Source organism: Bdellovibrionales bacterium (genome assembly GCA_019750295.1).
Taxonomy (GTDB): Bacteria; Bdellovibrionota; Bdellovibrionia; order Bdellovibrionales; family JAGQZY01; genus JAIEOS01.
In genome coordinates this window covers 1-11,601 of sequence record JAIEOS010000042.1, presented here as the reverse complement: position 1 = coordinate 11,601, position 11,601 = coordinate 1, and the positions used below count along the sequence as shown (strand labels likewise).

Here is an 11,601-nt window from a genome sequence, read left to right as displayed (position 1 = left end):
TTAAGTCGAGTTTCATCAAGAAGCGATTAAGCAATGCAGCAATAACCCCTGTAGGCTTGAGAGAGAATCTATGCTTAAACTGGTCCCCATGAAAGCACTCCCCCTGACTCGTTGTGAACAAATTTTAACCACATTTCCAGAACTATGTAGCGAGACTGTCGGATCCAAAGAGAACGGCTTTTTACGCTTTTCCGCTGTAGAAAACATTCAAGCCGACTCCTTGGTGTATGTGCTACAAGACAAATTTGTTGAAAAAGTTTTAAAATCACCGGCAAAAATTGTTTTAGCTCCTGCGAAATTCAAGGCACTGATCACAGAGAATTCTCAACAGACTTGGATTCTGAGCCCTAATCCCGAACTTCTAATGGCGATGGTTAAATCTCGGTTTGTTCAGGCCACTCCCTACCGTGCGGCCCTTGCGGGAATCCATTTGACGGCGATCATTGATCCTTCGGCCACGGTGGCCAAATCCTGCACGGTCGGCCCCCATGCGTTCGTCGGTCCTCGCTGTAAGATTGGTGAAAACTCGTTCATCGGCGCCAATGCGATCATTGAAGCCGATGTGGAAATTGGTGAGAACACAACCATTCATCCTCTCGCTTATATCGGCCACTCCTGCATCATCGGAAATCGGTGCGAAGTGATGCCACAAGCGACGATTGGCTCTGAAGGTTACGGATATGCCCACGATCATAAGGGAAATCATTATCGAATCCCTCACACCGGTCGGGTGATTCTCCAAGATGACGTGCACGTCGGCGCGAACAGCGCCATCGATCGCGGTTCACTGGAAGATTCTGTCATCGGTCAAGGAACTAAAATCGATAACCAGTGCCACCTCGCCCATAACTCCGTGATTGGACGAAATGGTTTGATCACTGCCCAGTTTGGAATGGCCGGCTCTTCCAAAATTGGAAACAATTTTATCACCGGTGGAAAAACTTCGGTCACAGGTCACATCGAGATCACCGACAATGTTCAAGTGGGCGGAATGTCGGGTGTGACGAAAGATATCGAACAACCGGGCGCCTACGCGGGCTTCCCGCTCCAGCCTTTACAAGAGTATTTAAAAACCAAAGCGGCCATCGCAAAGCTTCATGAAATTCGCCAACAGGTGAGAAGCCTTCTTAAACCCAAAGAATAAATTGAGGAGAACCCTATGAGTATTCCGTTTTATACAGTCCTTCACGTAGTGAGTCTAATGACCGCATTGATCACTCTCGGCGCCGTGATTTCTCACCTGCTTCAAGGCGGAAGCAAAGAAAACTTTAAAGCCCGCAAAGGCATTGCCGCTCTTCACGGCATCGCCGTACTCATCGCTTTCATTTCCGGTTTTGCGCTGATGGGAAAATCGGGCTACTCGTTTTCGAACGCGCCGTGGTTGTATATCAAGATCGCGTGCTGGATCGTCCTCGGCATATTCCCAACTCTTGTCTATAAGAGAGTTCTTCCACCGTGGGCGAGCCTCGTTTTCCTAGTGGCAACGATCGCCACCGCCATCACCGTCGTCACCTATAAACCTTTCTAGAAAAGGTACGCCTATGCTTTTCAACGACTCCAATAATCGTTGAAAAGCATCGCCTTACTAATTAAGGGATTTTGACTCCGCGTTCGCGGGCGATCTCTTTGGCGTCGTCGTAGCCGGCATCGACGTGGCGGAAGACGCCCATGGCTGGATCTGCTGTGAGGACGCGCTCTAAACGTTTCGCGGCTTCGGGAGTTCCATCGGCCACAACCACTTGACCGGCATGTTGACTGTAGCCCATTCCCACTCCACCGCCGTGATGTAGACTCACCCAAGTGGCACCGCAGGCGGTGTTCACTAGAGCGTTCAGTAACGGCCAATCCGACACCGCATCAGATCCATCCTTCATCGCTTCGGTCTCGCGATTCGGAGAGGCTACAGATCCGCAATCTAAATGATCGCGACCAATCACGAGAGGAGCTTTAATTTTTCCTTGAGCGACGAGTTCGTTAAATCGGACGCCGGCCTTTGCCCGCTCGCCATACTCCAACCAACAGATTCGTGCCGGGAGACCTTGATAAGAGATTCTCTCTTTCGCCATTTTTAGCCAGCGATGAAGATGGGGTTTATCCGGAAATAATTCTCGTAATGCATTGTCCGCCACGTCGATATCCTGAGGATCTCCGGAGAGAGCCACAAATCGGAAAGGTCCACTGCCTTTGCAGAAGAGGGGGCGAATGTACGCCGGTACAAATCCAGGGAAATCAAACGCACGTTTGAAACCGACTTCTTCGGCCCGCGCGCGAATGTTATTCCCGTAATCGAAAGTGATGACACCCTTATCCATCATTGCCACCATGCCCTCGACATGTTTGCGCATACTCTTCATCGATTTCTCGACGTAGAGTTTAGGGTCAGAGGTTCTCAGCGCATTGGCTTCTTCGAGTGAGATATCATCGGGAACGTAACCGACCAATGGATCGTGGGCTGATGTTTGATCGGTAAGGATTTCGGGGAGGTAGCCCTTCTTCAACATTTCGTGAATGACACTGGCCATGTTACCCACCAGAGCAATGGACTTTGCCTCTCCAGCGGCGGCGTAATCTTTTATTTTTTTCCAGGCCTCATCCAGAGAGTAAGACACTTCGTCGACATATTTTGTATCTAATCTTTTTTGCACGCGCTCGGGGTCGACTTCGACAGCCAGCACACAAGCTCCAGCAAACACGCCGGCCAGGGGCTGAGCTCCGCCCATTCCACCCAAGCCTCCGGTCACGATGACTTTGCCTTTGAGACTTCCACCGAAATTTTGACGACCGACTTCTACAAATGTTTCGTAAGTGCCCTGGATAATTCCTTGAGTGCCAATGTAGATCCACGACCCGGCCGTCATTTGACCGAACATCATCAAGCCCTTTTTATCGAGCTCGTTGAAGTGATCCCAAGTCGCCCACTTAGGGACCAGATTGGAATTCGCAATCAAAACACGAGGCGCATCTTTGGTGGTGCGAACAATTCCTACAGGTTTCCCGGACTGCACCAAAAGCGTTTCGTCATCTTCGAGAGTTTTTAACGATTCTAAAATTTTATCGAAGCACTCCCAATTGCGTGCGGCTTTACCGATGCCACCATAAACAATCAGTTCGTCAGGTTTCTCTGCGACGATGGGATCGAGGTTATTTTGAATCATGCGGTACGCGGCCTCTTGCAGCCAGCCTTTGCAGACCAATTTATTTCCTTGAGGGGCGCGGACGGTTCGGGCTCCTTGAGTCTTTGATGTTACCATTGAAGTTCTCCTACAGTGGAATGGACACAATTTAAAATTTCATCTTTGCGAATCATTTCGCGAATCATTTGAACATCCTTTGCAAAAACGCGATCGGTTTTCGCAAAAGGCACTTTTTTTCGAATCAAATCATAAACCGCGGCGACCGCCGACGACGGCTTAAGGGGCTTTAACAAATCGAGAGCCTGGCACGCCGACAAAAATTCCATGGCAATAATGTTTTCCACGTTGTCGACCACTTGACCAAATTTACGAGCCGCAATGGTTCCCATACTGACGTGATCTTCTTTATCTGCAGAGGTCGGAATACTGTCCACCGATGCGGGGTGCGCGAGAATTTTGTTTTCGCTCACCAAGGACGCCGCGGCCACTTGCACAATCATATGACCACTATTGAGCCCACCCTCTGGAGCTAAAAATGCAGGCAATCCGCTCATGGCAGGATTGATGAGCTTTTCAATACGGCACTCCGAGATACTTCCCATCGCACTAAAAGCGATAGCCGCAAAATCCATGGCAAACGCCACCGGCTCCCCGTGAAAATTTCCGCAGGAAAGAATTTTTCCCTCGTTGGAGAACACTAGCGGATTGTCGGTGCTCGAGTTGGCTTCGATCTCTAAAGTGGCGAGACAATTTCTTAGAGCATCCTTTACAGCTCCGTGAACCGCAGGAATACATCGAAGCGAATAGGCATCTTGCACTCGCGTGCAGTTGGCATGAGCCTCCGCGATTTCGGAAGTGCTCCCCATGAGTTTTAAAATATTGCGAGCGGTTTTGGCCTCCCCCGGATGTGGACGAGTGGCCGCAATTAAAGGATCGAAGGCTTTGCGACTCCCCTGCATGGCCTCCAAAGTCATCGCCCCTGCGAGATCGGCCAGAGCACTCAGGTTGCGAGCCCGATGCAGACTGAGGAGACCTGCGGCGGTCATGACTTGGCAACCGTTGATCATGGAAAGGCCCTCTTTCGCCTGCAGCTCCAAGGGTTGGATGTTTTTCTTTTTTAGAACGGGCCCGACGTCGGTGGGTTTTCCATCGTCACCCCACACTTCACCTTCGCCGATGATCGCTAGCGCGAGATGGGAGAGAGGCGCAAGATCTCCGCTGGCCCCGACGCTTCCCTGCTGAGGGATCACGGGGATCACATCATTGTTTAAAAATTCTAAAATTTTATCGACCACCTCGGGGCGAATTCCACTATGGCCTCGCACCAGAGCGTTCGCCCGCAAAATCATAATGGCGCGCGACTCTTCCTTGGTGAACGGCTGCCCCACTCCCATGGAATGAGAACGGATGAGATTTTTTTGAAGTTCGACAATTTGCTCTCGAGAGATCGAAACACTACTAAAGGCACCGAAGCCCGTATTCACCCCGTAAATGATCTCGCCCTTATCCACGCGATCCATGATGTATTTTCGTGAGGCGAGCATCAGCTCGCGGGCCGCGGGGGCCATCGAGATTTTTTCCGACGTGCTTGCTGCTTTTTTTAGAAATTCCACAGTAACCGAGTTACCATCAATGACGAAACCTGTAGCCATGACCACCCCTGCAAATGTCTCAGGGGCTGAACTTGGGATCAGCTCCCTTTGAGCAGCGCGATGGCTTCCTTGTAATTGCCCTTAAAGATAAAGTTGCCGGCAACATACACGTCCGCCTCACGCAGATATTTTATGCTGTCCTTATTAACTCCGCCGTCCACCTGAATCAAAGCTTTATAGCTATTAGTGTCTATGACTTGGCGCAGTTCCGTGATCTTGGCCACCTGCTCCTGCATAAAAGACTGACCGCTAAAGCCCGGCTCCACCGTCATGACCAAAATTAAATCAACCCAAGGGATAAAATCCCGAATTTCATCAAGGGAGGTGCGAGGCCGAAGCGTAATTCCCGCCTTGACGCCCTGGCTTTGAATCTTTCGAAGAAGCTGGGGAATATCCCCCTGGGACTCGATATGGAGCGTGATCAAATTCGCTCCAGCTTTGATGAAATCATCGACGTACTTTTCGGGCTCTTCGATCATCAAATGACAATCGAGAAAGATATTCGGAATCTTTTTGAGAGACGCCACCACAGGCGCACCGATCGTCAAATTGGGAACAAAGTGTCCATCCATCACGTCAACGTGAGTCCACTGCGCCCCGGCCGCCATCACCGCTTTGATTTCGCTTTCGAGATTGCCAAAGTCGGCGGATAAAATACTCGGGGAAACAATTTTAGACAAAACGATCTCCTGGTTTGAGGCTAGTGCCTTTTAAAAACTCTTCGATGGGTAAACGCTTTTTAGATTCCGGCTGAATTTCTAAAATTTCCAAAGCCTGTTCTCCACAAGCGACAAGCAATCGAGTCTTACTCACGTCGAGAAGCACTCCTGATTCGCCTCGACCCTCTTGAACGCGACTGCGATGAATTTTGTACGAAGTCCCGGCACACGTCGACCAGGCCTGGGGCCCCATGGCTAGCCCACGCACATGATTATGAATCTCTTCGGCCGATTTGGACCAATGGATTTGAGTTTCCTCTTTAGAAATCTTCTCGGCATAAGTCACTTTGGACTCATCTTGAGGCTTCGGCGAAACTTTTCCATGGAGAAACTCTTTAAAATCGTGAACAAATAAAAGAGCTCCGTCTTTAGACAACTGATGATGGAGATCAAAGGCATTAATACTCGAGGGCAACGCTAAGGAGCGCTCACCAATGACCGGGCCAGCATCGAGCTTTCGCACGATCACCTGCAAACTCACTCCCGAGACTTTATCACCCGCCATTAACGAACGTTGTATCGGCGCGGCCCCCCTCCAGCGCGGAAGCAAACTCCCATGGAGATTCACGCAACGATCGGGACACAGTTCTAAAAATGCTTTTTTAAGAATTTGACCATAGGCCACCACAACGATGGCGTCGAACTTCATCTGGGCCAACTCCGCCACCACTTCCGGCGCGTTGATATTTTCAGGCGTACTCACAGGAATGTTGAGCTTTAAAGCTTCGGCTTTCACGGGACTGGCTTGAAGTTTATAACCCCGCCCCGCGGGCCGATCGGGTTGAGAAATCACGTGAGCGACTTCAAAATCGGGATCTTGAGCTAAGGCTTGCAGACTAGGAATGGCAAATTCAGGAGTTCCACAAAAAAGGATTTTAAACTTCATCTTTGAGGGCTTCGCTCTCTTCGAGGAGTTCATCCATCTTGCCTGAGGACTTGCCTTTGTCGTAACCAAATTTTTTAATTTTAGACTTCAATCGCATGGCCTTGATGGGACTGAGTCGGTCGATAAAAACCTTGCCGTCGAGGTGATCCATTTCGTGCTGCATGCAGATGGCTAATAGCCCGTCGAGTTCGAGAACCATTTTTTGACCATGACGGTCCAAACCTTCCACTTGAATTGTGTTCGCACGCTGAACAGTTTCGTAATATCCCGGAACACTCAGACAACCTTCATCGAAAGTGGTCTTTCCGTCTTTTTTTGTAATCTGAGGATTAAAAATCACGATGGGCTGCTCGATCTTCTGCTCCGCTTCGGTCATGTCCGAAACATCATAGCGGCCGTCTTCTTCCAATCGGCGCGTATCAATCACTAAAAGTTGAACTTCAACTCCCACCTGGATCGCCGCTAAACCAATGCCTTTTTCGGCGTACATGGTCTCCAACATATCCTCGGCCAACTGGCGGAGTTCGGGAGTGACTTCACCCACAGGTTTAGCTTTGTGGCGCAACCGTGGATCTGGATATTTAAGAATTTCGAGCTTTGCCATAGGGGAACACTATACCAGAGGACGATCCCTAAGCCAATAGACGTCGCCCGCTATTTCTTAAGCCGACGAATTAAAATGCCGCCAAAAACAGCCATAATTAAATTGGGGCCCCAGGCCGCAATCACTGGAGGAAGCGCCCCATGCCGACCGATGGTCAAACCGGAGCTATAAAAACCCCAATAAATCATCGTTAAAAGAATACATATTTGCAGGTTGGCGAGCATTCCCCCGCCCCGGTTGCTGGACACGGAAAAGGGTATCCCCAAGAGCACCATCACAAGGGCTGTGAACGCGAAGCCAAACTTCGCATAATAATCCACTTCGAAAGGCACCGTATTTAACCCGGCCTCTTTGTTCCTTTGAATATAGCGATGCAATTCGCCAACACCCATTGTGGCCGAAGCTTTGGATGTCGTTTTAATATCAATCATGTCCTCACCGAGAACCAAAACTCGCTCTTCAAAAAGATCTTTAATCGGAGGCGATTGATCCTCCAAAAACACCGTAATAGATCCATTCTTAAGCCGCCACTGCCCATTTTGAATGGTCGCTTCGGTGGCCGTTAAAATCTGCTGAAGCCTCCAGTCGGGAGAAAACGTGTAAACCGTAACATCAAAGGCTTTCGCCTCTTTGGCGTTTAAAAGATTAATGTAAAAGATGTTAGGTCCAGAGCGATACCAAATGCGCTCTTGCTTGGACGTCGTATAAAGCCAGGGCTTGTCTCTCATTTCCACGTAATACGTGTAGTTCTTGCGATCGGTAATTTTGGTCATAAACTGATTCGAAGCGAAAAAACCGGCGCCGGAAATCAGGATTACTAAAAAGAGAATCGGAGCCGACACTCGAAACAAACTCCACCCTAAGCTAAAGAGCGCGACCAGCTCGCTATTTTTATTTAAACCGGCCAAAGTGAAGACGGTGCTCATCAAACAGGCCACAGGAAAGAGCTGGTAAGTAATTTCGAAACCAAAGTAAGTGTAGTATTTTAGATAGGTCGTCAGGCCCACTCCATACTTGGAGGTGGTCACCATAAAATCGACCACAAGAAAGAGAGTCACAAATACCAAGAGCGTGACCAAGAAGTAGTAGAGAAATGTTTTGCCTATATAGCGATCGATGATTCCAAACACATTCACATCCTACTCTTCCCGAGTGTATAAATAAAGCTTGTCTTGACTCTCCTGAAAAACAACGCTTAACTTAAGGTATATGTCATTGCGCGTCTTACTTGCTGATGAAAGTGACACAATTAAAAAAGTTTTTCAATTGTCACTGCAGGAATATAAGCCAGAAATCAAAAGCGTTCAGAGTGGTCTCGACGTGGTGGATGTGTGTATTTCGTTTAAGCCGGATATCATCTTCGCCGATGTTCTTTTGCAAAAGAAGAATGGCTACGATGTTTGCACGGAACTTAAACAACATCCTGAACTTAAGAACATCCCCGTGATTTTGATGTGGAGCTCATTTATGGAGCTTGATCATGGTCAGTTTAAAAAATCAGGGGCCAACGAGCAGCTCGAAAAACCTTTTGATGGCGATTACCTCAAGGATCTCATTAAGCAATTCGCTCCACAGGCGAGAGAGAAAAACCCCATCTCGTCCTTCCTGCAATATCCGAAAGCCAAAAAGAAACTTCAAGAAGCTCCCGTGCACGAGGAAAATTCAGCATTTAATCGCTCCGAACCTCCGCTGGAACAACATTCGGCTCTCAAAGAGATGGGTGAAAACACTCAGCAGAATCTCTTGAGCAATCTGAATTTTGGCGCCTCAGAAATGAATAATCCTCGCAAAAAGACAGCCGCACCTGCCCCTTCGGCGCCCGATGAAAGCTGGCAGTCGAAAGATCTCTCTAAATTCAAAATCAATAAAGACGGCGAAGCCGATAACTTAGAAAAATTTGAAGCGCTCAATCTCAGTGCTTCCAAAAAGCGCACTGCCCCTCCGGTGGAGGACAAAACTGCCGTCGCTGATATGAGCACAACGCCCTCAGATCTTCCAAGTCTCGAGGACGACGAAATTCCGACAGTATACACTTCGATTCCAGCAAAAAGTGCAGCCCCTCGCGGATCATCGATCACTTTACCACCACCAGCGATCACCCGTGAGGAGCGTCGCGAGGAAATTCGTCGTGACGGATCAAACCGCGACGAATCCCGCCGTGATGAAAGTCTCCGTCGCGCAGAGCGAACCACGGCCGAACCGACTCCCGCCGTATCGACGTCCGAAGTGGAAGCCATTGTTCGTGCACACACCGAAGAGTTTTTAAAAACTCATATAAAGCCGGCTCTCTCCAACATTATCGAGCGAGTGATTCGAGAAGAACTCAATAAACTTCTCGAAGAGGAAGTGCGCCTCAATAAGGAATTAGACCGGTGACACCCGAAGCCCTAATTGCGGAGGCTTTTAAAGAAGATCTTCCTGGTCTTGATTTAACGACAGATCACCTCGAAACCAAAAACATCAAAGGCTACGCCTTTTTGGTGGCCAAGTCGGATCTTAAACTCTCCGGCTCCCTATTTTTCGAGAAGTCGATTCATCATCTGTCTCCGCAAAGTCAGATTCGTTGGTTCTTTAAAGACGGCGATACCGTACTCAATCAACAAAAAATAGCTTCCATCCATGGAAATCTATTAGAGATCCTGAAAGCCGAGCGCGTGGCTCTCAATTTTTTAGGCCATTTGAGCGGAGTCGCAACGCTCACCTATCGTTACGTCAGCGCTTGTGGAAACTCGCCACTTAAAATTCTCGACACGCGAAAAACTCTTCCTTTATATCGAGAGTGGGAGAAAAAAGCCGTTCTGGACGGGGGCGGAGTCAATCATCGAATGAATTTGAGTGATAGCGCCATGATTAAAGAAAATCATATTCGCGTGGCCGGCAGCATTAGAGCCGCTGTAGAACAAGTGCGAAAAGGAACCCAAGCTCACCTCACCATCGAAGTGACAACTCTCGATGAAGTTCGCCAAGCCGTAGAGATGAATCCACAGCGTCTACTTTTGGACAATATGAACGATGACTTACTCCGACAGAGCCTAGAGCTGATCCCCGAATCTATAGAAACTGAGGCCAGCGGAAACATGACCATCGAGCGTGTTCGCACCCTCTCTCAAATAGAGGGCCTAGATTTTGTCAGCGTAGGAGCGCTAACGCATTCCGCTCCGGTCGCGGACGTGAGCCTTCTCTTTTTGTGGAGCTAAAAATGGCGTCAAAATTTTCTTCGTGCAATCAATGGACTCACGAGTGGGCTCAGAAAAATGAAATTCCGAGCTATTTCCTCGACGAAACCGACAGCACCAACACCTGGGCTAAAAAGAGTTTTGCGGCGAGCGATCGTTTTGCTATCTTTCTCACTGACAGTCAAACTCAGGGCCGCGGCCGCTATGACCGAAAATGGTTCAATTCCGAACCCGGGTCCACGCTGCTGAGCACCTGGTGCTTTACATCTTCCGCCGGACCACAACCCATCCTCTCCTCACGCATCGGACTTAAAATTTATCAGAGCTTACAAACTGTGTTTCCAAATCTTTCCCTCAGCCTGAAAGCCCCGAACGACATTTGGCTGGGATCCGGCAAACTGCTTGGGATGCTGATCGAAATCGAAAGCTCAGGTCAGATGACCAACTATTTTATCGGAATCGGTCTTAATGTTTTTGCAAAGCCCACGGGCCTGGGCATAACCACCGCGAATCTTTCGGAGAGCACGATGGTGTCTCGCGAGTATTGGAATCGCTTGTGTCACCTTCTTCACAACAGCTTTCTCGAAATTGGCAAAGATCCCAGCCGAGAAAATTTACTCGAAGTTGAAAAAAAACAAATTCTAGAAGCCCTCAACCTCCATCCCAACGAAAAATACACTTCGATCGATAGCCACGGAAATCTCATCCGTACCGATGGCTCCACCGTTCGTTGGAGCGAACTCTAAGAAAAGGAAAAAGATGAAAACATTTCTCATAGCTATTTCACTAATAACCACAACCCCAGCTTGGGCCTGCCGTTCTGGCGCGATGGTCACCGATCGCGCGTACCGCGATGCCATTGCCGCAGAAGTGAACAAGAATAAAGAGTGGTCCAAGTACAAAATCGAGCGCATCGGAAGCACAATGAACGAATACGATGTGACTCTCCGAAACGGTAAAGAAGAAATCCAACTGAAGTTTAGAGGAAATCCCACCTCAGACTGCAAAGCCGAAGTCGAGCTGATCTCCTCTCAAAAAATAAAATAACTGATCCTCCTTATTTACGGGCAGCCTCCATGGAAGTTAACTGTTTGCCCAGGCTCATTCCAGCACCTCGAGTGAAGAGTTTGCGATAATTCATCCATCCATGAGAGCGTTATCGTCTTGGCGTCCAGCCAAGCCGAATTAAACCGTTGTTTCTATTTTCATTTTTATCAAAAAAAAACAAATTCCCACACAAATAGGAAGCCCAAGGGGCAAGGATGCCCCGCGCGGAAGGCCTCCACGGACGGACAGATCGAGAATAAATAATCACTGCTGCTCCGGAGGAAAAAACGGCAAATTACTCATCCCACCTAGGTTCAAGTATTAAGTGCAAATTTTCCCTCGAAGAATGCTTCCATCGGAGTGCGAAAGCCAAGTTTTTTCCT

General features: G+C 48.7%; 12 protein-coding genes. 6 read left to right on the top strand and 6 right to left on the bottom strand.

The features are described from left to right. Positions 1–70: 70 nt before the first annotated feature. Both lpxD and K2Q26_08630 read left to right on the top strand, forming a co-directional pair. Entirely contained in the window at positions 71–1,144 is a 1,074-nt protein-coding gene (gene lpxD / locus K2Q26_08635; protein ID MBY0315571.1) for a UDP-3-O-(3-hydroxymyristoyl)glucosamine N-acyltransferase, read from the top strand. 15 nt (positions 1,145–1,159) lie between these two features. Then, entirely contained in the window at positions 1,160–1,528 is a 369-nt protein-coding gene (locus K2Q26_08630) for a hypothetical protein (GenBank protein MBY0315570.1), read from the top strand. Between the two features lie 61 nt (positions 1,529–1,589). On the opposite strand, the gene hutU is transcribed toward K2Q26_08630, so the two are convergent. The 6 genes from hutU to lptG are packed head-to-tail and all read right to left on the bottom strand — an operon-like array spanning position 1,590 to position 8,131. After that, on the bottom strand, positions 1,590–3,251 hold the full coding sequence (gene hutU, locus K2Q26_08625; protein MBY0315569.1) for a urocanate hydratase: 1,662 nt from the start codon (positions 3,249–3,251) through the stop codon (positions 1,590–1,592). Then, positions 3,245–4,786: a histidine ammonia-lyase gene (gene hutH / locus K2Q26_08620; protein ID MBY0315568.1), complete on the bottom strand. Its 1,542-nt coding sequence runs from the start codon at positions 4,784–4,786 to the stop codon at positions 3,245–3,247. The genes hutU and hutH overlap by 7 nt, the downstream gene beginning before the upstream one ends. A gap of 38 nt (positions 4,787–4,824) precedes the next feature. Next, a complete protein-coding gene (gene rpe / locus K2Q26_08615) occupies positions 4,825–5,457 on the bottom strand; it encodes a ribulose-phosphate 3-epimerase (GenBank protein ID MBY0315567.1) in 633 nt (210 codons plus the stop codon). Between the two features lies 1 nt (position 5,458). After that, complete coding sequence (gene fmt, locus K2Q26_08610) at positions 5,459–6,391, bottom strand: methionyl-tRNA formyltransferase (GenBank protein MBY0315566.1); 933 nt, start codon at positions 6,389–6,391, stop codon at positions 5,459–5,461. Next, entirely contained in the window at positions 6,381–6,995 is a 615-nt protein-coding gene (gene def / locus K2Q26_08605; GenBank protein MBY0315565.1) for a peptide deformylase, read from the bottom strand. The genes fmt and def overlap by 11 nt, the downstream gene beginning before the upstream one ends. 50 nt (positions 6,996–7,045) lie before the next feature. Further along, entirely contained in the window at positions 7,046–8,131 is a 1,086-nt protein-coding gene (gene lptG / locus K2Q26_08600; protein MBY0315564.1) for an LPS export ABC transporter permease LptG, read from the bottom strand. Between the two features lie 73 nt (positions 8,132–8,204). On the opposite strand from lptG, the gene K2Q26_08595 reads away from it, so the two are divergent. From K2Q26_08595 to K2Q26_08580, 4 genes are read left to right on the top strand one after another with little or no spacing between them, the layout of a single operon-like run. Next, entirely contained in the window at positions 8,205–9,371 is a 1,167-nt protein-coding gene (locus tag K2Q26_08595; GenBank protein MBY0315563.1) for a response regulator, read from the top strand. Beyond that, positions 9,368–10,192: a carboxylating nicotinate-nucleotide diphosphorylase gene (gene nadC / locus K2Q26_08590; protein MBY0315562.1), complete on the top strand. Its 825-nt coding sequence runs from the start codon at positions 9,368–9,370 to the stop codon at positions 10,190–10,192. Before K2Q26_08595 ends, nadC begins: the two co-directional genes overlap by 4 nt. 2 nt (positions 10,193–10,194) lie before the next feature. Next, positions 10,195–10,917 (top strand): hypothetical protein, encoded by a 723-nt coding sequence (locus K2Q26_08585; protein MBY0315561.1) that lies wholly within the window; start codon positions 10,195–10,197, stop codon positions 10,915–10,917. A 13-nt stretch (positions 10,918–10,930) separates the two neighbouring features. Continuing rightward, positions 10,931–11,218, top strand: a complete 288-nt coding sequence (locus K2Q26_08580) for a hypothetical protein (protein MBY0315560.1) — start codon at positions 10,931–10,933, stop codon at positions 11,216–11,218. Positions 11,219–11,601 lie beyond the last annotated feature (383 nt).

Coding starts and splice junctions, on each gene's coding strand:
- lpxD (MBY0315571.1), top strand. CDS start 71: ATGCTTAAACTGGTCCCCATGAAAGCACTCCCCCTGACTCGTTGTGAA.
- K2Q26_08630 (MBY0315570.1), top strand. CDS start 1,160: ATGAGTATTCCGTTTTATACAGTCCTTCACGTAGTGAGTCTAATGACC.
- hutU (MBY0315569.1), bottom strand. CDS start 3,251: ATGGTAACATCAAAGACTCAAGGAGCCCGAACCGTCCGCGCCCCTCAA.
- hutH (MBY0315568.1), bottom strand. CDS start 4,786: ATGGCTACAGGTTTCGTCATTGATGGTAACTCGGTTACTGTGGAATTT.
- fmt (MBY0315566.1), bottom strand. CDS start 6,391: ATGAAGTTTAAAATCCTTTTTTGTGGAACTCCTGAATTTGCCATTCCT.
- def (MBY0315565.1), bottom strand. CDS start 6,995: ATGGCAAAGCTCGAAATTCTTAAATATCCAGATCCACGGTTGCGCCAC.
- K2Q26_08595 (MBY0315563.1), top strand. CDS start 8,205: ATGTCATTGCGCGTCTTACTTGCTGATGAAAGTGACACAATTAAAAAA.
- K2Q26_08585 (MBY0315561.1), top strand. CDS start 10,195: ATGGCGTCAAAATTTTCTTCGTGCAATCAATGGACTCACGAGTGGGCT.
- K2Q26_08580 (MBY0315560.1), top strand. CDS start 10,931: ATGAAAACATTTCTCATAGCTATTTCACTAATAACCACAACCCCAGCT.